At 69.3% G+C, this 21,585-nt stretch carries 10 protein-coding genes, 1 pseudogene and 1 riboswitch; of the genes and pseudogenes, 8 read left to right on the forward strand and 3 right to left on the reverse strand.

Annotation, left to right across the window (positions count from 1 at the left end):
* Positions 1 to 5 precede the first annotated feature (5 nt).
* A riboswitch (cyclic di-AMP (ydaO/yuaA leader) is annotated at positions 6 to 166 on the forward strand.
* Positions 167 to 170: 4 nt separating this feature from the next.
* The 3 genes from ACZ7OO_RS23745 (at position 171) to ACZ7OO_RS23755 (ending at position 2,989) form a co-directional block, all read left to right on the forward strand.
* The gene (locus ACZ7OO_RS23745) at positions 171 to 1,133 is read left to right on the forward strand and encodes a M23 family metallopeptidase (RefSeq protein WP_471507340.1); all 963 of its coding nucleotides are present in this window, start codon (positions 171 to 173) and stop codon (positions 1,131 to 1,133) included.
* A gap of 208 nt (positions 1,134 to 1,341) precedes the next feature.
* A complete protein-coding gene (locus tag ACZ7OO_RS23750) occupies positions 1,342 to 2,058 on the forward strand; it encodes a DUF6250 domain-containing protein (protein WP_471507342.1) in 717 nt (238 codons plus the stop codon).
* 145 nt (positions 2,059 to 2,203) lie between these two features.
* A complete protein-coding gene (locus ACZ7OO_RS23755) occupies positions 2,204 to 2,989 on the forward strand; it encodes an SGNH/GDSL hydrolase family protein (RefSeq protein WP_471507414.1) in 786 nt (261 codons plus the stop codon).
* A gap of 44 nt (positions 2,990 to 3,033) precedes the next feature.
* Here ACZ7OO_RS23755 and ACZ7OO_RS23760 read toward each other — a convergent pair whose 3' ends face one another.
* Together ACZ7OO_RS23760 and ACZ7OO_RS23765 are read right to left on the reverse strand one after the other, a co-directional pair.
* A complete protein-coding gene (locus ACZ7OO_RS23760; RefSeq protein ID WP_471507344.1) occupies positions 3,034 to 3,636 on the reverse strand; it encodes a TetR/AcrR family transcriptional regulator in 603 nt (200 codons plus the stop codon).
* Between the two features lie 43 nt (positions 3,637 to 3,679).
* Complete coding sequence (locus tag ACZ7OO_RS23765; protein WP_471507346.1) at positions 3,680 to 4,198, reverse strand: GNAT family N-acetyltransferase; 519 nt, start codon at positions 4,196 to 4,198, stop codon at positions 3,680 to 3,682.
* On the opposite strand from ACZ7OO_RS23765, the gene ACZ7OO_RS23770 reads away from it, so the two are divergent.
* The gene (locus ACZ7OO_RS23770) at positions 4,197 to 4,799 is read left to right on the forward strand and encodes a helix-turn-helix domain-containing protein (protein WP_471507348.1); all 603 of its coding nucleotides are present in this window, start codon (positions 4,197 to 4,199) and stop codon (positions 4,797 to 4,799) included. The genes ACZ7OO_RS23765 and ACZ7OO_RS23770 overlap by 2 nt on opposite strands.
* Positions 4,800 to 4,844: 45 nt before the next feature.
* Here ACZ7OO_RS23770 and ACZ7OO_RS23775 read toward each other — a convergent pair whose 3' ends face one another.
* On the reverse strand, positions 4,845 to 6,023 hold the full coding sequence (locus tag ACZ7OO_RS23775) for a glutamate dehydrogenase (protein ID WP_471507350.1): 1,179 nt from the start codon (positions 6,021 to 6,023) through the stop codon (positions 4,845 to 4,847).
* Positions 6,024 to 6,129: 106 nt separating this feature from the next.
* Here ACZ7OO_RS23775 and ACZ7OO_RS23780 point away from each other — a divergent pair, with 106 nt between their 5' ends.
* From ACZ7OO_RS23780 to ACZ7OO_RS23795, 4 genes and pseudogenes are all read left to right on the forward strand, one after another.
* Positions 6,130 to 7,404, forward strand: a complete 1,275-nt coding sequence (locus tag ACZ7OO_RS23780; protein ID WP_471507352.1) for an MBL fold metallo-hydrolase — start codon at positions 6,130 to 6,132, stop codon at positions 7,402 to 7,404.
* Between the two features lie 268 nt (positions 7,405 to 7,672).
* Positions 7,673 to 8,890: pseudogene (locus ACZ7OO_RS23785) on the forward strand (IS30 family transposase).
* A 126-nt stretch (positions 8,891 to 9,016) separates the two neighbouring features.
* On the forward strand, positions 9,017 to 10,030 hold the full coding sequence (locus ACZ7OO_RS23790) for a hypothetical protein (RefSeq protein WP_471507354.1): 1,014 nt from the start codon (positions 9,017 to 9,019) through the stop codon (positions 10,028 to 10,030).
* Between the two features lie 162 nt (positions 10,031 to 10,192).
* Complete coding sequence (locus tag ACZ7OO_RS23795) at positions 10,193 to 21,262, forward strand: LamG-like jellyroll fold domain-containing protein (RefSeq protein WP_471507356.1); 11,070 nt, start codon at positions 10,193 to 10,195, stop codon at positions 21,260 to 21,262.
* The last annotated feature ends 323 nt before the right edge of the window (positions 21,263 to 21,585 follow it).

Genomic DNA, 21,585 nt, shown 5'->3' on the forward strand with positions numbered 1-21,585 from the left:
ATCCCCACACACACTCACCCGTGCACGGCAGGAGCGGGGGACCCACCAGGTATGACCGCCTGTTCCGGTTCCCGGGACGGCTAGGGGTACAGCCACGTCATCCCGCGTGGCCGGGCAGCTCCAGCCCGAACCCGACAGCTCACCTCGCAGGCGCCGGAGAGGAATGCGTCATGCCCGCGAAGGGTAAGCACCGCCGCCCCAAGACCCAGCGTTTCACCCGCTCCATGGCCGTCGCCGGAACCGGTGGCGCCGCGCTGGCTCTGCCGCTCATGGGGGCGACCGGCGCCCACGCGGCCACCGCGCAGTCCGTTTCCGAAAAGGCCACGCAGTCGCTTCCGATCATCGAGAAGACGGCTGTACGGAAGGCCGCCGTTCAGAAGTCGGCCGTTCAGAATTCCGCCACCGAGAATTCCACACACCACACCTACACGGTGGTGCCCGGCGACTATCTCTCGAAGATCGCCCGCGAGCAGAACGTCGACGGCGGCTGGCACCGGCTCTACGCCGACAACCGGCAGGCCGTCGGCGACAACCCCTCGCTGATCCACCCCGGTCTCAAGCTCACCCTCGGCGGCCGTCACACCACGACGACACGGACCCCGAACTCGGACTCCCGATCCGAGACGTGGTCCCACTCGCGGTCGTCCACCCCCTCCTCGTCCTCGTCCTCGTCGTCGTCCTCGAACTCGACCTTCTCCTCGGACACGTCGACGACGACGGCCTCCGGCTTCACCCTCCCGGTGACCGGTGCCACGGTCGGCACCGGCTACCACGTGGCCGGCAGCATGTGGTCCAGCGGTTACCACACCGGCGTCGACTTCGTCGTCCCGACCGGCACCCCGGTCAAGGCCGTCGGCGCGGGCACGGTCGTCACGGCCGGCTGGGGCGGTTCCTACGGCAACCAGGTCGTCATCAGGCTCGCCGACGGCTACTACGCGCAGTACGGCCACCTCTCCGCGCTCTCCGTCTCGGTCGGCCAGACCGTGACCGCGGGCCAGCAGATCGGTCTCTCCGGTGCCACCGGCAACGTGACCGGCCCGCACCTCCACTTCGAGATCCGGACCACCCCTGACTACGGCTCGGACGTCGACCCGGTCGCCTACCTCCGTTCGAAGGGCCTCGCCGTCGGCTGAACCGGCGCCTCCATCGATCTGACACGCACTCCGAAGGCCGGACCCCCGATCCCCGGGTCCGGCCTTCGGCGCGTTGCTTTCTCGTGACAGGAGTGTTCGGGTCGTCGACAGCGAAGGCGGGGCGGCGGCACAGTGATCCCGCCGGGTGCAAGCGCTTTCCGCTCATGCGCTCGCCCTCACTCGCGCCCCGACGGAAGGAACCCGCCGTATGACGACCACCCGCCGAGGCTTCGGAGCCCTGGCCGCCGGAGCCGCCCTCGCGGCCTTCGTGCCCGCTGGGCAGGCGAGCGCCGCGCACCGGCATCGCCGGCTGATCGCCCACGACGACTTCCGCCACGGTCTCGGCCAGTGGTTCGTGGAGCTGGAGCAGGGCGGCACGGTCGCCGCCTCGCACGGGGTCCTGGAGGTCGACGTGCCCGCCGGCGCCACCGTCTGGTTCCGGCGACGGCTGGAGGGGCCGTACGTCCTGGGGTACACCGCCACACCGGTGTCGGCGGGCGGCGCCAACGACCGCGTCTCGGACCTCAACAACTTCTGGAACGCCACCGACGTCCGTTCCCCTGACGACCTGTTCGCCACCCCGCGCGGTGGCGCGCTCGCCGAGTACGACTACCTGAAGACGTACTACGCCGGCTACGGCGCCAACTACAACACGACGACCAGGCTCCGCCGTTACGTCGGCGAGCCCGGCGTACGGCCGCTGGTCTACGACTACACCGAACCGCTCCTGGTCGCGAACCAGCCCAACCATGTGCGAATCGTCTCCGACGGCGGGGCTGTGCAATGGTGGAACAACGACCGACCGGTGTTCGACTACACCGACCTGGAGCCCTACAAGGGTGGGTACTTCGCGTTCCGTACCACCTGGAGTCACTTCAGGTTCAGTGACTTCGGCGTCTGGCGATCATCACGTCAACGTCGCTGATCAGAGCCTTATTCCAACCTTGGTGAAGTATTTAGAAGTGTCTTATCTCACCGCCAGTCAACCCCTTATTACGGTCGCGTAGGTCACAGTCAAAGGTGAATCATGGTCCGATGTGGCAGACGATTCGAAGAGTGACAAGGCATCAGTGATCGGGTCGTACGTGGCGGTGGGGGACAGCTTCACCGAGGGTGTCGGCGACCCCGGCCCCGACGGGGCGTTCGTCGGCTGGGCCGACCGGTTCGCGGTACTGCTGTCGGACCGGCGGCCCGAGGGCGACTTCGAGTACACCAACCTCGCGGTACGCGGGAAACTGCTCGACCAGGTCGTGGCGGACCAGGTGCCGCAGGCCCTGGAACTCGCCCCGGACCTGGTCTCCTTCTGCGCGGGCGGCAACGACATCATCCGCCCAGGCACCGACCCCGACGAGGTGGCCGAGCGGTTCGAGCGGGCCGTGGCCCAACTGACCGAAGCCGTCGGCACGGTACTGGTGACCACCGGGTTCGACACCCGTGGCGTGCCCGTCCTCAAGCATCTGCGCGGCAAGATCGCCACCTACAACGGGCATGTCCGGGCCGTCGCCGACCGTTACGGCTGCCCTGTCCTCGACCTGTGGTCCCTGAAGACCGTGCAGGACCGGCGGGCCTGGGACGGCGACCGGCTGCACCTCTCTCCCGAGGGGCACACGCGCGTGGCCCTGCGGGCCGGTCAGGTGCTCGGCGTCGAGGTGCCGGCCGACCCGGACCAGCCGTGGCCGCCGCTGCCGCCCCGCGGCACCCTGGAGGTCCGCCGCGACGACGTGCACTGGGCCCGCGAGCACCTGGTGCCGTGGATCGGGCGGCGGCTGCGCGGTGAGTCGTCGGGTGACCATGCGACGGCCAAGGGAGCGCTCTCCCCGGACGACATCAGGATGCGGATCGCTTCCGTGGCTTGAGGCGGCAGGAGCGCGTAAGGGGCGGCATCCTTGCGGGCCGCCCCTTACTGCTCCGCGGGCAGCCCCAGTTCGCGCGCCAGCGCCTCGTCGACCCACTCCTGCGCGCGGGAGCGCGGCAGGGCACCCGGGTACGAGGTGAGCTGGACCGCGAGCCCGTCGAGCAGGGCGGTCAGCCGCAGCGCGGCGGCCGGGGGGTCGGGGCACCGGAACTCACCGGCGGCCACCCCTTCGGCGATGACCTCGGCGATCGCCGCCTTCCACTGCTGGTCCAGCTCCTTGGTGACCTCCCGCAGGGCGGGTTCGCGCAGCGCCACCGCCCAGCCCTCGATCCACAGCCGCCAGCCCTTGGCCTGCCCGGTCGGCGCGTACCAGCGCACCGCCGCCCGCAGCCGGCGCGACGCCGACGTACGGCGGCCCAGCAGCTTGCGCAGATGCGCCAGGTCGTCCTCGGCGGCGTAGGCGAAGGCGGCGGCGACCAGCCTCTCCTTCGTCGAGAAGTGGTACAGCACCAGCGCGTTGCTCACCCCGAGGGCCGAGGCGACGTCGGCGATCCGTACCGCCGCCACACCCCGCGCCTCGATCTGCTCGATGGCGGCCCGCAGCAGTTCCTCCCGCCGCTCGGCCACACTCAACCGCACTCTCGCCACGCGGTCACCCTAATCGGTCGTACCCTCGGCGCGCGTTGCCGTCTCAGGCCAGCGGCAGTCGCATGAGCGTGAGGTCCAGCCAACGGCCGAACTTGGTGCCCACCTCCCGGACCGTGCCGGCGTGCTCGAAGCCGAACCGCTGGTGCAGCCGGACCGACGCGGTGTTCTCCGCCTCGATGCCCGCGATCACGACGTGGTGGCCGGCCTCGCGCGCCGCGGCGACGAGCGCGCCCAGCAGCGCCGAGCCGATGCCGAGCCCGTGCCGGCCCTCGCGGACGTAGACCGAGTCCTCCACCGTGTGCCGGTAGCCTTCCAGCTCCCGCCACGGGCCGTACACCGCGAACCCGGCGACCTCGCCCGCCACTTCGGCCACGAAAGCCGAGCCGCGCGCCAGGTGGGCGGCGAGCCAGGCCGCTCCCTCGACGGGAGACTGCGGGGTCTCGGTCCACAACGCCGTCGAGTGCTCGATCGCGTGGTTGCGGATCGCGCGTACGGCCTCCAGGTCGCCGGGTCGGGCCGGACGGACCGTCACCGCCCCGCCTCTCTCGTATATTGGATTCATGTCCAACATAGTAGATCCGCCGATGGACCCCCTCGTGGCGCGGATCGCGGCCCGTGTCCGCATCGAGCGGGAGCGCCGCCGCTGGACCCTGGCCGAACTCGCGGACGTCTCCGGTGTCTCCCCGGCGATGATCAGCCGGATCGAACGCGGCGAGAGCAGCCCCACCGCGGTCGTCCTCGGCAAGCTGTCCGCCGCGTTCCAGCTGAGCGTCGCCTCCCTGCTCGCCCTCGCCGAAGGCGTGCGGGACGGCGTGGCCGACACCGGGGGAGTGCGGCGCGGCGCCGACGCGGCCGAGTGGCGCGACCCCGGCACCGGCTACCGGCGCCGTCAGATCACCGGACCGCGCTTCCCGGCGGAGATCGCCGAGATCCGCCTGCCCGCCGGAGCCCGGGTGCCCTACCCGGCGGCCGCCTTCGCCTTCGTGCGACAGCTCGTCTGGGTCCTCGACGGCCGCCTGACCTTCCACGACGGTGGCACGGTCCACGAACTCGACGCCGGCGACACCGTGGAACTCGGGCCGCCCGCCGAGCGTGTCTTCGCCAACACCACCGACGCCGCGTGCCGCTACGCCGTCGTCCTCACCCGCGACGCACAGCCGTGAGCCGACGGTGGTCTGCGGGTCGGGCGCCGCTGAGCGCCCGTCCACTCACCGGTACCAGCCGAACCGTTCCGCGATCACCGGCAGCCGGTCGCCCACCAGGGCGTGGGCCGCGGCACGCGGGGTCATGCCGTCGGACTCGGCGCGATCCAGCATCAGCTTCACCAGGGCCCGCATCGAGCGGCGGGTGTGGGCGAACGCCTCGTCCGCGTCCGGCCCGATGTCGCCGAAAAGGGTCCACCACCACCAGGCGTTGGTACCCGAGTTGACCACCACGTCCGGCAGCACGGTCACCCCGCGCTCCGCGAGCCGCTCCTCCGCCTCGGGTAGCACGGGCATGTTTCCCGCCTCCACGATCCAGCGGGCGGTGACGAGGTGCTCGTTGGCCGCGTCGAGGACGTACGACACCGCCGCCGGCACCAGCACCTCCGCATCGGCGGACAGCCAGGCTTCGCCCGGCAGTTCGAGATCCCCGGGGCGCAGCACCGCGCGGTCGACGGTGCCGTACGCGTCCCGCGCGCGCAGCAGCGCTTCGACGTCCAGGCCCGCGGGGTTGGCGATCGTGCCCTTGACATCGGCGACGGCCACCACCGTGAGACCCGCGCGGGCGAGGAAACGCGCCGTGGCCCCGCCCATCGTGCCAAGCCCCTGCACCGCGACCCGCGTCCCCGCGTACGGCACCCCGGCCCGGTCCAGGGCCGTCAGTGCCGACTCGGCGACTCCGCAGCCGCCGACCAGCTCGTCGAGACCGATCCCGTCCACCTCGATGGCGAAGGCGTCCGCCAGCCGCCGCCGGGCCGCGGCCTCGTCGTCCAGCAGCGGATACACGGCCTGGACCGAGGAGACCAGCCCGGCCTCGACGGCCGCCCGGTCCACCAGATCCTGGGTGAGCCCGAGGTCCTCGCCGGTGGTCCAGAAGCTCTCGACATATGGCCGCATTGCGCGCAGATAGCGGACCAGCAGGGCGTACGACCCCGGGTCCTGCGGATCGCAGTCGATTCCGCCCTTGGCCCCGCCCAGGGGGATGTAGCGGCCCTCGGGGTTGTAGTGCAGTGCCTCCTTCATCGTCATGCCGCGGGCCAGCCCGGTGACCTCCTCCAGGGTGCAGCCCGGCCGCATCCGCAGACCGCCGCTGGCCACCCCCCGAACCAGCCGGTCGACGACCAGGAAACCCTGCCGGCCGGTGATGTGGTCGGTCCAGACGAGAGACATCAGGGGAGCGGCCATAGTGGCTCCTGAGGGGTTGGTGAAGGAGGGTGCTACTGAACAGTGGGTCAGTATCCGGAGGTGGGCGACAGGGTGTCAACGCCGACCACCGGAGGGGCCGACCATAATGGAGCATCTCGGCGACACCACTGGAGGTACCGTGACCCGTTTGCGCTCCCTGAGCTCCGGGCTCCGCATGCTGCGGCCCGCTGCCTTCGGCGTGGACCCCGGCGGCGAGCGCATGGCCCGCATTCAGGGCTCACCGCACTTCAAGGACGGTGTCTTCCAGAACCCCGGCGGTACCGCCCGCACCCGCCCCTCAGGCTCGATGCTGGACTTCGCGAAGATCTACTTCGAGAAGGAGCAGCGCGTCCGCCGAGCTCCCCGGGGCGTCGTCCCGGTGCACGCCACCACCGTCGCCGACCTCGCCCGGCCCGCCGCCGGTGGGCTGCGGCTGACCTGGATGGGCCACTCCAGCGTGCTCGCGGAGATCGACGGACACCGCGTCCTCTTCGACCCCGTCTGGGGCGAGCGCTGCTCCCCGTTCCCGTTCGCCGGGCCCAAGCGGCTGCACCCGGTGCCGCTGCCGCTGGCCGCGCTCGGCCCGGTCGACGTGGTGGTCATCTCGCACGACCACTACGACCACCTCGACCTGCCCACCATCAAGGCGCTGGCCGGCACGGACACCCTCTTCGCCGTGCCGCTCGGCGTCGGCGCCCACCTCGAACACTGGGGCGTCCCCGCCGACCGGCTGCGCGAGCTGGACTGGCACGAGGAGACCAGGGTCGGCGGCCTCACCCTGACGGCCACTCCCGCCCGCCACTTCTGCGGCCGTGGTCTGCGCAACACCCAGCACACCCTGTGGGCGTCCTGGGCCGTCGCGGGCGACCAGCACCGGATCTACCACAGCGGTGACACCGGTTACTTCGAGGGCTTCAAGGACATCGGCGCCGACCATGGGCCCTTCGACGCGACGATGATCCAGATCGGTGCGTACAGCGAGTTCTGGCCCGAGAACCGCACGGAATATACACCGCTGCCGGGGGCGTGGCCGGACATTCACATGTCGCCCGCCCAAGGCGTGCAAGCCCACCTTGACCTGCAAGGAGGCGAGCCGCACGGGGTGATGCTGCCGATCCACTGGGGTACCTTCAACCTGGCGCTGCATGCGTGGGCAGAGCCCGGAGAGTGGACGAAGGACGAAGCTGAGGGAGTCGGCCAGGCGGTGGCCCTGCCCCGCCCGGGAGAGCCCTTCGAGCCCTCGGGCCAGCTTCCCGCGGATCCGTGGTGGCGCGGAGTCTCCCACCCGATCAAGACCCCGTGGCGTCGCCCCGAGTCTCGGCCCGCCCCGGTTCCGGCTCCGGCACCTGCGGACGACGAACGTGACCTTGTGGCCGAGTGATGTCCGAGGACGGGACTCTGCAGGAGCTTGTCGAAAGTCCGGCCGCCTTATCCCCTGACAGGGGGGAGGAGACGTTGCGGCCCTTGGACGGCCCGCCCCGTCCTGAGAGGGCCGAGACACCGGCCGAGTACATTCTGCTGCCGACCATGCCCGAGGGCGCCCGATTGAGGGTCGTCACTCAGATAATCCGGTCTGAGTAGCAGGCGGAAAGCGAGAAGGCCCCCCCTTCCGTTCTAGTGGTCGTCAACACCCCAGTCCAGGGGATGCGATGGACTTCAAGATCCGGGAGATCCGGACGGTGGCTCAGGGGCGTAAGCGGCTGCTGCGTGAGCGGGAGGCATACTCCCAGCTCATGCAGCAGGGCCTGAGCAACAAAGAGGCGTGCCGGATCGTCGGCATCAACGAGAAGACCGGGCGCCGGTGGCGCAACGGCCGTAGCGCCGACCGTCATCAGAGGGCGGCACCACCGATCAACGCGGTGGTGCCGCCCTGTGATCCGTCGCGGTACCTGCGCGAGTCCGACCGGATCCACATAGCCGACCGGCTGAGGGAGAAGGCGACGGTCCGGGTGATCGCCGCCGAGCTGGGCCGCAGCCCGTCCACCATCAGCCGGGAAATCCGCCGCAACCGGCACCCGGCGAACGGCCAGTACCGCCCGCACGCCGCCCAGGCCCGTGCCGATGCCCGCCGGCCCCGCCCCAAGCCGGGGAAGATCGGCCAGAACCCCGAACTGCGCGATTTCGTCCAGGACCGCCTGTATCTGCGGTGGAGCCCCGAGCAGATCTGCCAGGCTCTGCGGACACACTTTCCCGACCGGCCGGAGATGCACGTGGGCCACGAGACCGTCTACCAGGCCCTCTACGTCCAGGGCCGGGGCGAACTGCGCCGCGAGCTGGCCCGCGCCCTGCGCACCGGCCGCGCCCGCCGCAGGCCGCGCCGCCAGGCCCAGCAGCGCCAGCCGCGGTTCACCACCCCCATGGTCATGATCAGCGAACGGCCCGCCGACGCCGAGGACCGGGCTGTGCCCGGACACTGGGAGGGCGACCTCATCATCGGCAAGAACGGGTAGTCGGCCATCGGCACCCTGGTCGAGCGCGCCACCCGTTACGTCATGCTCCTGCACCTGCCCGGCGACCACGGCGCCGAGAGCGTCCGCGAGGCTCTGGTCACCACGGTCCAGACCCTGCCGTCCCACCTCACGCGGTCCCTGACCTGGGACCAGGGCTCGGAGATGGGCGCCCACGGCGCATTCACCCTCGCCACCGACATCCCGGTCTACTTCTGCGACCCGGCCAGCCCCTGGCAGCGCGGCTCCAACGAAAACACCAACGGCCTGCTCCGGCAGTATTTTCCCAAGGGCACCGACCTGTCGGTCCACACCCGCGAGCACCTGGCCTCCGTCGCCGCCGAACTCAACGGGCGCCCACGCAAAACGCTCGGCTGGGAAACCCCAGCCGAGCGCCTGCATAAACTGCTCGCGGCCTGATCAACACGACCACGTGTTGCAACGACCCCTAGAAACCGCCCCCGCGAGGGGGCCTTCTCGCTTGTTGGCGGCGCGAAGCGCCGCCACGGTCTGTTCGTCCCCGGTCCGGCCCTCGCCGCAGTTGTAGTGGAAAACCTTTACCGGGTCGGCGCCCACCGGCTCGTCATCCTCGGCTCGCTCCCCCTGGCCGTGGTCCCCGACTGCCTCACGACGCCCCACTTGTATCTCGCCGCATTACTCAAGGGCGTATTCGATGTGGCGTTCCAGGTCGCGTACCAGGCATACATGCCGCAACTGCTCGATCGAGCCGACCTCGTCGAGGGCAACGTCAAGACCCAGTTGAGCCGGTCGTTCGCGCTGGTGGCGGGCCGATCCGCCGGTGGTGCACTGGTCGGCCTCATCGGCGCCGCTCGTGCGGTCGCGGCCGACGCGGCGTCGTACTTCGTAGCCACCCCAATGCTGCTGTTCATCCGTAAGCCGAATCGCCCCCAACTCCCTCCGCCTCGAAATGTCCGACATGACCGGCGCCCGCATCGCGGGCGGGAAAAGTCATTCGACTGGTTGGTCTATGCTCGCGCCGTTTGCGGCGACGGTGCGTCGGCGCTCGTTTCGAAGGGGTGGGCGCGCGTGCGCAAGAAACTCTGGGCCTGGGGCGGCGGAGCCGCGGTGGTGGCGGTGGCCGGTACGGTGGTGGCCCTGTGCCTGTCGGGCGGGGGCGACGAGGCCACCCCCGCGCCGAGAGCCCGTCAGTACACGTCCTTCGCCGCCTGCCTGCTCACCGACGCCAAGGGCGTCGCTGGCCCCCAGGCGGCGCCGGTTTGGGCGGGGATGAAGGACGCCTCGCTGGCGACCCACGCCAAGGCCAGCTACCTGGCGGTCGCCGGGCCGGAGACGGAGGCCAACGCGCAGGCGTACGCGAACACCCTGATCCAGCAGCGCTGCGACCTCGTCCTGGCGGTCGGCAAGGCACCAGTGTCGGCGGTGCGGCAATTGGCCCCGAGGTCGCCTAAGTCGCAATTCGTCGCCGTTGGTGCCGGATCCACCGCGCACAATGTCCGCTTCATTCCCGCCGCTGCGGGCACGCGCACAGCCGTGGCGAAAGCGATGGAATCCGTGGTCGACGCGTCACCAAAGCAGTGAATTCACCTTCCGGTAACCCTGCGGATATCCTCGATTGGCGATATCTCCAGGTGTATCTAAAGATCCGTCAAGGGAGTTTCAAGTGATCTAGCGATTCCCGCTCCTGATGGTGTTGAGTCGGCCCGCTTGGTGATCATGTGCTGATTCTCGTCAGGAGCTGTGATGCGCTCTCGTCGTTTCCGTCGTTCTGCCCGGCGGATTCGCCTGCACCGCAGGGTCGTTCGAGCCGCCGCCGTGGTCGTGCTGGCCTGCCTGGCGATGGTGCTCACAGGGGAGTCGGCGGTGGCGGACGACCGCGGCCTTCCCTCGCTGTCGGTGCCCAGCTTCTCCGACGTACTGGGCTGGCTGAAGGACCCGGCGTCCCCGCACTGGGGGCATCTGCCGCGCCAGCGGTCCGGGTCCGCCGCCGGACACAGCCACCGCGCGTCGGCGGCCTCGACCCGTGCCCATCGCGGCGTCGGACGCAAGCCCGGCCACGGCCGAGGCGAACTCCCGCTCGCCAAGCCCTATATGCGCAAGGTCGCCAAGGGGCCCAGTGCGACCCGGCTCGGGTTCAACGCCAAGACCAGCAAGCGGGTGGCAGCCAAGTCCACCGCGACCTCGACCTACTTCAAGAACGTGGACGGCTCCTACAGCCGCAGCTACTCCCTGCTCCCCGTCAACTACCGTGACGCAGCGGGGAACTGGCAGCCCATCGACACTCGCCTGGTGCACGGTGCGCACGGCCGCTGGGAGGAGAAGGCCAACTCACCCACGGCTGACTTCGCCGCCACCGGGTCCGACGGCGCACTGGCCCGTCTGACCATGAGTGGCGGACGGCAGCTGTCCTACGGCCTGTCCGGAGCGAAGCCCGCCGCGCCCCAGGTCTCCGGCTCCACAGTCTCCTACCCGGACGTGCTGCCGGACACCGACCTGACGCTGCAGCCGACCGCGGTCGGGCTGAAGGAGTCGATCGTCCTCTCCTCGGCTCGGGCGGCCAACTCGTGGGAATTCCCCCTCGACCTGAAGGGCCTCACCCCCGTCCCACAGCGGGACGGTTCGATCGAGCTGCGCGACTCCTCCGGCAAGAGGGCAGGCGAGATTCCCCCCGCCTACGCCTACGACTCCCACGTCGACCGGCGCTCGGGCGAGCGAGCCACCACGCGCGCCGTCCACTACACCCTGACGACGTCCGGCGACCGCCCCGTGCTGCGGGTGACGCTGGACGCGGCGTGGCTGCACGCCCCCGGCCGGGTCTTCCCGGTCACCGTCGACCCCTCGGTCGACAACGAGCAGGCCATCACCACCTATGCCGAATCGGGCAGTCCCGGCGACCACTCGATGGAGCAGACCATCAAGGTGGGTTCGTACGACTCGGGCACCCACTCCGCCGTCTCCTACCTCCAGTTCCCCGGTCTCGGACTGGACGGTTCGCAGGTCTCGGTCACGGCGGCGTCGCTGAGCCTGTACGACGTGTGGTCATCGACCTGCACGGCCGAGCGGTTCGACGTCGCGCCGGTCAGCTCGGCCTGGTCGCCGTCCTCGATCACCTCGTACCCGGGGCCGTCCAAGGGGTCGACGATCGGCAACGCCACCCCGAGCACGCCTAACGGGTGCGCGAACAGCGCCGGTGACCTCAGCAAGGGCGACTGGGTGACGGTGACGCTGTCCGCGTCGACCTTCAACACCTGGGCCTCGGCAGCCGGCGCGTCGAGCGATCACGGACTCGCCGTCTACGCGTCGACCTCCGACGCCCTGCACTGGAAGCAGTTCGGCTCGATCTACGACGTGACGTACGCCCCGAGCCTGATGCTGACCTACACCGGCGCCATGCTGCCGCAGGTGGTCAGCGCCACCCCGGTGAATAACGCGTCCGTCACCACGCTCACCCCGCAGCTGTCCGCGGTGGCGCACATCGACCCGAACCTGACGACCACCCAGAAGTACGACTTCCAGGTCTACGACACCTCGGGCACGAAGCTCGCCGACTCCGGCAACGTCAGCGCCAACTTCTACAACGTGCCGGCCGGCAAGCTGACCTGGGGCAAGCCGTACTACTGGGAAGTGCAGGCCTTCGACGGCACCAACTACTCGCCTGGCCCGCAGTGGCAGCAGTTCACGACGCAGGTGCCCCAGCCGGTGGTCACCTCCGGTCTCTCCCAGAACACCGACGGGCACGGCTACAACCCGGCCGTCGGCAACTACACCACGTCGGCGACGGACGCGAACGTGGCCACTCCGGGACCGTCCCTGACCGTGATGCGCGACTACAACTCCCGTGACCCGCGCACCGCCGGGGCGTTCGGCGCCGGCTGGTCCAGCGTGTTCGACGCCCGGGCCGCCGAGCAGTACGACTCGACGGGCGCAGTGACCGCGGTGTACGTCACATATCCGGACGGCTCGGCCGTCGGGTACGGGAAGAACCCCGACGGGTCGTTCTCGCCGCCCGAGGGCCGGTTCGCGACCTTCAAGAGCGTGACCGGCGGCGGCTACACGCTCACTGACAAGAACGCCACCGTCTACACGTTCACACACCCGCTGGGCTCCGGCGCCTACGGCATCGCGTCGATCACCGATGCCAACGGCCGCGCGGAGAGCTTCACCTGGACCGGCGGCCAGATCACCGCAATGGCCTCGGCGGTCTCGCAGCGCGCCGTTCACCTGACCTGGAACACCCCCTCGGGCGCGACGAGCCCGCACGTCGCCACCGTGACGACCGACCCGGTGACCGCCGGTCAGTCCGGGACGGCGCTGACCTGGGCGTACTTCTACGCCGGTGACCAGCTGACGAAGGTGTGCTCGCCGACGGACACGGCCAACGGCACCGGCTGCACCCGGTACGGCTACACGAGCGCCTCGCAGGAGCACAGCCAGACCCTCGACCTGGGCCCCAACTCGTTCTGGCCGCTGTCGGAGGCCTCCGGCACCACGGCCGCGAGCGCCGTCCTGCCTCGTGAGGGCGTGGACAACGCGACGTACAGCAACGTGACCCTGGGCCAGGCCGGTCCGCTGGCCGGCAGCACCTCGACCGCCGCCGGCTTCAACGGGACGTCCTCGTACGTCCAGCTCCCGGACCTCGGCCTCGGCAGCTCCAGCTCCCAGACGATCTCCCTGTGGTTCAAGACCGCCAAGGCGACGGCTGGCGTGCTGTTCTCCTCCTCGGACATGCCCGTACAGGCCACGGCGACCAAGGGCGACTTCACACCGTCGCTGTACGTCGGCACCGACGGCAAACTCAACGGTCTGTTCTGGTACGGCACGACGACCACGCCCATCACCACGTCGGCCTCCGTGGCCGACAACAAGTGGCACCACGTGGTCCTCTCCGGTTCCTGGACCAAGCAGACGATGTGGCTGGACGGCAGCCAGGTCGGCACCTCGGCCGGCTACGGCTCCTTCGGGTTCACCGGCAACATGCCCTGGCTGTTCAACCACGCCTATCTGGGCACCGGCTACCTCGGATCCACCTGGCCGGACCAGCCGCACCCCAACTCATCGACCATCTACGGCACTTACTTCAACGGTTCGATCGCCGACGCCTCCTTCTTCGGGCGCCCCCTGGTCCAGGCGGACGTCACTGCCCTCTACAAGGCGGGTACCGCGCCGGCCAGCCTGCTCAGCACGGTCACCCGCCCCTCGGGCAAGACCTACGCGTCGGTGACCTACGACCCCACGACGACGGCCGTCACGCACCTGGTCGACGAGAACGGCTGCTCCTGGTCCATGGCGGCGCCGACCGTGACGGGGTCCAGCCAGGTCTACCGCGGCGCGATTCTAGGCTCAGGGTCCGTCGGTTACTACCGGCTCGGTGAGTCGGCGGGTGCCTCCGAGGCGGTCGATGAGGAGAACTCCGGATCAGGGACGTACGCGGACACGACGCTCGGGGTGAGCGGCCCCTTCTCCGACGAGACAGCCGCCTCCTTCAACGGCACGTCCTCGTACGTGCAGTTGCCCGTACAGTTGCTGCACACCTACATGGAGCGCAGCGTCGAGCTGTGGTTCAAGACCGGCGCGCCCGGCGTCCTTATCGGTGACCAGTCGGTCGCCGTCGCGGGCGCGACCGGCGCCTCCGGCAGTTGGAGCCCGGTCCTCTACGTCGGCAGTGACAACAAGGTCCACGGCCACTTCTGGAGCGGCAGCGGCAGCGGCGGGACCGCCTTCGGTTCCACGAGCACCGTCACCGACAACAAGTGGCACCATGTGGTCCTCACCGTGTCCGGCAGCACCCAGACGCTCTACCTGGACGACAACCAGCAGGGCACGTACTCCGGCGCCCCCAACGACCAGGGCAACAACCACCTCTACATCGGGGCCGGCTTCGCGAAGTCGTGGATCGACTCGCCCGGCGACGTCAGCTACTTCACCGGCTCGATCGCCGAAGTGGCGCTCTACCAGCACGCCCTCTCGGGCGATGACGTGGCCGCCCACTGGGCGGCAGGGCGCAACTCCTCCGGAATGTCCCCGCTGGAGACGGCCCGGGTGACCGACCCCGGCAACAAGACGGTCACCTACCAGTACGACCCACTGAACGGCTACCGGACCGTCGCACAGATCGACGGCCTGGGCGACAAGACGACGTACGGCTATGACACCGGCGGCTTCGAGCACACGGTCATCGACCCGGACGGCAACATCACGGCGATAGGCCACGATGTACGCGGCAACGAAGTGTCCAAGGTGACCTGCCAGAACTTCGCCACCCTGAAGTGCTCGACCACGTACACCAGTTACCTCCCGGACGACACCAGCGCGCAGCTGACGCCCAACCCGCAGAACGATCTGCCGGCCGCGGTGCGCGACGCACGCTCCTCGTCCAGCACCGACAACACCTACCTCACGTCGTACAGCTACGACGCCGCGGGCAACCGCACAGGGGTCACCACGCCGGCGGTGCCCGGATTCCCGCACGGCCGTACCACCTCGATCGCGTACACCGACGGCACCACCGTCCCGGCCGCCGACGGTGGATTCGCCCCCAAGGGCCTCCCGTACAGGACGGTTTCCCCGGGCGGCGCGACCACCACGATCTCGTACTTCAAGAGCGGCGACATCGCCTCCATGACCGACCCGGACGGGCTGGTCACGTCTTTCACCTACGACAACATCGGCCGGATGCTGACCAAGAAGGCCGTCTCGGACAGCTTCCCGGCGGGCCTGACCACCACGTACACCTACGACGGCGATTCTCAGATCACCGGTGAGGTGGACCCGGCGGTCACCAACCGGGTCACCAGCGCGACCCACCAGAAGTCGACCAGCACCGTCTTCGACGCCGACGGCATGATCTCGTCCCAGACGATCGCCGACCTCGGCGGCGGCGACACCTCGCGCATCCAGTCGTACACGTACACGCCGTACGACCAGGTCAAGACCACGACGGACGCGGCCGGCGGCACGACGACGTACACCTACGACGGCTACGGCAACCAGGCGACGGTCGAGGACCCGGCGGAAAACGTCCTGTCCTACGCCTACGACCCGAACGGCAAGCTGCTCACGCAGACCCTCAAGAACTACATAGGCGACCCGGTCAACCCGTCCCCCGCGCGCGACCTCGTCGAGTCCTCGCGCGCCTACGACCCCGCGGGGCGGCTCCAGTCCCTGACGGATGCCATGGGCAACGTCACGTCGTACACCTACACCGACAACGGCCTGACGGCCACGGTCACCCGCAGTGATCCGACCGGTCAACAGCACTTCGTCGAGCAGTCCAACACTTATGACGCGGCGGGCAACCTGACCTCGCAGGTCACCAACAACGGTGCCACGACCACCAATTCGGTCGTGGACGCCGCCAGCCGGGTCACCTCCACGACCGTGGATCCCGCCGGCGTCGACCGGACCACGAGCGTCTCCTACACGCCCGACGACAAGGTGGCCACCACCACCCTGACCGACCCCACCGGCACCACTCACACCACCAGCTCCACCTATGACCCGATGGGCAACCTCACCAGCCAGTCGGTGCACGAGGACGGCGCGAGCCACCCCAACGCCTGGTGGAAGCTGGACCAGAACTCGGGCAGCTCGGTCCCCGACAACTCCGGCAACGGCAACACCGCCACCGCCGGCTCCGGGATCACCTGGTCGGACGGAGCGGCCCACTTCAACGGATCGACCAGCGGCTCGGGCAGCGTCATCGCCACCAACGGGCCCGTGCTGAACACCGCCTCCTCCTACACCGTCTCCGCCTGGGTGAACCTCTCCGACACCTCCACGTACCGGACGTTCGTGGCCCAGGGCGGCACCAACCGGGCGTCGTTCTACCTCCAGTACTCGCCCCCCGACAACAGCTTCCGCCTCCACGCGGCCAGCCAGGACCTCGCCTCCCCCTCGGCGTTCTACGACGCCGTCGCCCCGGCACACGCAGCGCTGAACACCTGGACCCACCTCGTCGGCGAGTTCGACGCGGGTACCGGTGCGCTCAAGCTGTACGTCAACGGCGCCCTCGCGGCCACCGTGAGCGACCCCTCGCCATGGAGCGGTACCGGCCCGCTCTCCGTCGGCGGCACCGAGACCGCGGGCGGCACCATCACCGACGCGGTCGCAGGCTCGGTCGACAACGTGCAGCTCTACCAGCGGGCCCTGAACGGCACCGAGATCTCGGCCCTGTACTCCAACGGCCGCAACGGCGGTACCACCGCCTCCTCGGACGCGTCCACCACGCGCTGGCAGCTCGACCAGCGCGGTCTGCCGCTGTCGATGACCGACCCCGACACCAACACCACCAACTTCAACTACGACGAAGCTGGCAACCTCTCCGTCACCACCGCCCCCGCGGTGAACGCCGAGGCCAACGGCGGGGCCCCCGGTCTGGTGCACCCCACCACCTACACCGGCTACGACACCTTCGGCGAGACCACCGAGGCCGAGGGCCCCGGCGGCCAGGACACCACCGTCACCACCACCTACGACGCCGTCGGGCGCGTGAACTCCCAGGTGCTCCCCGACTACACCCCGCCGGGCAGCTCCACCGTCATCAGGGACGCGACCACGTCCTACCAGTACGACGACGCCGGCAACGTCAAGACCGTCACCGACCCGCTCCAGCACACCACCACGAACCTCTACGACCAGCTCGGCGACCTGGCCCGGACCACCGACGCCAACAACGGCGTCACCCACACGGTGTATGACGCCAACGGCGAGGTTCAGTCCGCGACCGACCCCGAAGGCGGTCAGACCCAGGCCACCTACGACTACCTGGGCCGTCCCCTGACCGCGACCACCCTGGAGCGGTACCCGACCGCGACCGCCCTGACCACCAACAACTCCTACACCGTCTCCGCCCAGAATCCCGGCGGCGCGTTCCTCGCCTCCACCACCACCCCGGACGGCGTCACCACCGGCTACGGCTACGACGCCGTCGGCGAGACCACTCAGGTCACCGACGGCGCCGGCAACACCACCCACACGGCCTACGACGGCCAGGGACGCAAAACCACCGTCACCCTCCCCGACCAGACCCAGAACACCATCACCTACGACGAACTCGGCAATCCGGTGCGGGTCGCCTCACTCGACACCGACCACAGCACGGTCCTGTCCTCGCAGTCGGCGACCTACGACCCGGCCGGTCTGCTGCTGTCGACCACCGACGCCCGTCTGCACACCAGCACCTACACCCACGACGCCCTCGGACACGTGACCGGCGAGACCCAGCCGGTGGACGACGGACACTCCATCACGACCTCGTTCGGCTACGACGCCGCCGGCAACGGCACACGCTTCACCGACGGCCGAGGCAACAGCACCTACTACACCTACAACGTGTGGAACCTGCCCGAGTCGACCATCGAACCGGCGGTGACCACATCCACCTACAGCTACACCGGCGCGGCCGACTCGACCTTCACCACCGCCTACGACGCCGACGCGCGCCCGGTCACCCGGACCGCCCCCGGCGGAGTGAACGTCACCACCGGCTACGACAACATCGGTAACGTCACCTCCCAGTCCGGCACCGGAGCCGAGGCGGCCACCGCCGACCGCACCTTCACCTATGACCACGACAACCGGATGCGCAGCGCGGTCACCGCCGCGATCGGCACAACCACCGCCGCCACCGACGAGAGCTTCACCTACGACGACCGCGGCAACCTGCTGACCACCAGCGGATCGGCCGGAGCCGGCTCCTTCACGTACAACGGCGACGGACTCCTCGCGGCGCGCACCGACGCCGCCGGTACCACGTCCTACGGCTACGACAACAACGACCGGCTCGCCAACCTGACCGACCCGGCCACCGGCACCCGCCTCACCTACGGCTACAACACCCTCAACCAGTTGGCCGGCATCCAGTACGGAACGGGCGGAGACACCCGCAGCTACGGCTACGACCACCTGCACCGGCTGACCGGGGACACGCTCAAGACGCCCGGCGGCAGCACCGTCGCCTCCATCGGCTACGGATACGACCCCAACGGCAACGAGACCAGCAAGACCACCACCGGATTCGCCGGCGCCACGAACAACACCTACAGCTACGACTACGCGAACCGCCTGACCTCCTGGAACAACGGCAGCACCACCACCGCGTACGCGTACGACGACTCCGGCAACCGCACCCGCGTCGGCTCCGACGTCTACACCTACGACGCCCGCGACCAGCTCACCAGCGACGGACAGAACACCTACACCTACAGTGCCCGGGGCACCCTCACCCACCAGTCCGGCACCACCGGCGCGACCGACTTCGCCTCCGACGCCTTCAACCAGCAACTGACCCAGGGCAGCCAGACCTACCTCACCGACGCCCTCGGCCGGGTCATCACCAACACCGCCAACGGCGCGGCGACGAAGACCTTCACCTACTCCGGCACCGGCAACAACCTCGCGTCCGACGGCTCGAGCACCTACACCTGGACCCCCGGCGACACTCTGGTCGGCACCGGCACACCGGGCGGCACCCCCGCGACGGCGACCCTGGCCTACACCGACCAGCACGACGACGTGGTCGGCGACTTCACCGGCACCGGCACGGCCCTGACCGCCTCCACCGGCTACGACCCCCTCGGCAACGTCACCGGCACCACCGGCACCCCCAGCGGCAACCTCGGCTACCAGTCGGGCTGGACCGACAACGCCACCGGCAAGGTCAACATGGCCTCCCGCTGGTACAACCCGGCCACGGGCCAGTTCATGAACAAGGACACCGCGTCCTTGAACCCCGTGCCGAACTCGGCCGCCGCCAACCCCTTCGCCTACGTCGACGACAACCCCCTCACCCGCACCGACCCCACCGGCCAGAGCTGGCTCGGCGACGCCTGGAACGGGTTCACCAGCGCGCTCAGCTCGGGCTGGCACGCCGTCACCCACTACGCCAGCGAGGCCTACGACTGGGTCTCGAGCAAGCTCTCCAGCGCCTGGGACGCCGTGAGCGGCTGGGCCAGCGACGCCTACGACTCCGTATCCCGCACCTTCGACCGGGAAATGGCCTCACTGGACCAGGAGATCGCCAGCCTCAACCGGCAGATCGCCCAACTCAACAGGGAGATCGCCGACGCGAAGGCCACGCTCAAACGCAAGGCGTCCAGTTTCAAGCGCGCCGCGTCGAATTTCGTGAGCCACGCCGCCCACAGCACCTACCAGGCCGTGGCCAAGCGCGTGAACACCGCCACGACCTACTTCAAGAACCACGCCGCCGCCATCGCGTCGTTCGCCGTATCCACGGTGGTCTTCGCCGGCTGCGAAGCCGTCGTCACCGCGGGCAGCGGCGGAGCCCTGGCCATCCCCGGCGCCGTCGGCTGCGGCGCGCTCGCCGGAGCGGCCGCCGGCCTTGTCGACCAGGGCAGCAAGTGCATGGGCGGCCAGCAGGGGGCCTGCTCGGTCAGCGCATTCGCCACATCCACCGTGCTGGGCGCCGTGGGTGGTGCCATCGGCGGCGGCGTCGGCGGAGCCCTCGGCGGCAAGCTCGCGGAGTCCGCGATCGGCGGCGCGCTGCCCAAACTCGTCACCAACACTCTGGAAGGCGCCACGATCGGCGGCGTGTCCGGCGGTGCGACCGGCGCGTCCGACTACGGGCTCACCTGCTCCGAGACCCACGCCGGCTGCTCCTGGTCCGGCGCGGCGGCCGCCACCGCCGACGGAACGGTGTCCGGTGCCGTGGGCGGCGCGGCGGGCGGTGTCCTCGCCACCGCGGGCGGGGCGGTGTTCGGCCGCGGAGGATGCGGCGCCCCCCACAGCTTCACCGGCACCACTGAGGTCGTGATGGCCGACGGCACCACGCGGCCCATCCAGCAGATCAAGGTCGGCGACAAGATCAAGGACTCTGTCCCCGGCGGGAAGGGCACCCAGACCCACACCGTCACGCGGGTCATCGTCACCCACACCGACCACGACTTCGTGGACGTCACCATCGCCCCCACGAAGGCGAAGCCGACGCCGACGCCGAAGCCCCGGCCCGGCCTCGGCAAGCGCATCCTGACCAGGGCGGCCCTCGGCCTCGCCGCCTCCGCGGCCGTGATCACCACCGCCGCCGGCATCCACCACCCGCACACCGACCACCAGCAACTGACGGCCGCCACCGTGGCCGATGCCCCGTCCGCCACCACGTCCGGCGGGGGCACTCTCACCACCACGTACCACCACCCCTTCTACGACCAGACCCAGTCCGCCTTCGTCGACGCCAAGGACCTCCACCCCGGAGACGTCCTCCAGACCCCGACGGGCACGGCGACGGTCACCGCGGTCCGCAAGTACCACGCGCACACCACGACGTACGACCTCACGATCGGCACCCTCCACACGTACTATGTCGTGGCGGGCGGCACGTCGGTCCTGGTTCACAACACCGACGGCGACTTGTGTGAAATTGGTGCAGCACGTAGCGCAACTCAGATACGCAACACGCCGGGGCCGGCTACTGGCGGCTATAGTCTTGCGGATGCGGGAAGCGGATGGCTTAGGGGTTCGCACGGCAACTTCGGGCGCATTCCAGGCCAGATTGCGAACCAGTTGCGCGGGCAGATATTCAGTAGCTTCAATGCTTTCCGAGGGGCATTTTGGGAGGCGGTTGGGAATGACTCTGCCTTGTCTTCTTCTTTCTCGGCCTCGAACGTGACGCGTATGCAGGACGGAGGATCGCCGTTTGTGGTTCCAAGCCAGTCCATGCCTGGACAGTATAATTACGTCCTGCATCACGCCTTCCCTATATGGGCAGGTGGAGGGGTGTATGACATGGGCAACCTTGTGATCGTGACGCCACGGCTACACTCGGAGATCCTCGATGATGGATTCCACTATGGGAGGTGATTGCATTGGTCGATCCCGATCGGAGGCGCGCCAGGGCTCTTGAGCTCGTTGCGATGATTCGACGCGGTGGGTTCTCGGATGAAAGATGCGCTGAGCTTATTGAAGAGCTGCAGAGTGTTATTGCGCATCCCGCGTGGACTGAACTCATGTTTCATCAATTTCCTGACCTTTCCGATGAGGACGTGGTAGATGAGGCGCTCGCATATCGGCCCATCGAGCTCTAGCATTCACGTTCAATTGAACCGGTGAAAAACCCAGCAGCCCCACCGAACGCTTTCTCGGTGGGGCTGCTGTGGTGTCTGACGGCAGTAGTTGACGGCAAC

The sequence above is a fragment of the Streptomyces sp. NPDC111744 genome (genome assembly GCF_055634995.1).

Bases quoted from the DNA above. Each gene is read 5' to 3' on its own strand.
- ACZ7OO_RS23745 (WP_471507340.1), top strand. From the start codon at position 171: ATGCCCGCGAAGGGTAAGCACCGCCGCCCCAAGACCCAGCGTTTCACC.
- ACZ7OO_RS23750 (WP_471507342.1), top strand. From the start codon at position 1,342: ATGACGACCACCCGCCGAGGCTTCGGAGCCCTGGCCGCCGGAGCCGCC.
- ACZ7OO_RS23770 (WP_471507348.1), top strand. From the start codon at position 4,197: ATGTCCAACATAGTAGATCCGCCGATGGACCCCCTCGTGGCGCGGATC.
- ACZ7OO_RS23765 (WP_471507346.1), bottom strand. From the start codon at position 4,198: ATGAATCCAATATACGAGAGAGGCGGGGCGGTGACGGTCCGTCCGGCC.
- ACZ7OO_RS23775 (WP_471507350.1), bottom strand. From the start codon at position 6,023: ATGGCCGCTCCCCTGATGTCTCTCGTCTGGACCGACCACATCACCGGC.
- ACZ7OO_RS23780 (WP_471507352.1), top strand. From the start codon at position 6,130: ATGGAGCATCTCGGCGACACCACTGGAGGTACCGTGACCCGTTTGCGC.
- ACZ7OO_RS23795 (WP_471507356.1), top strand. From the start codon at position 10,193: ATGCGCTCTCGTCGTTTCCGTCGTTCTGCCCGGCGGATTCGCCTGCAC.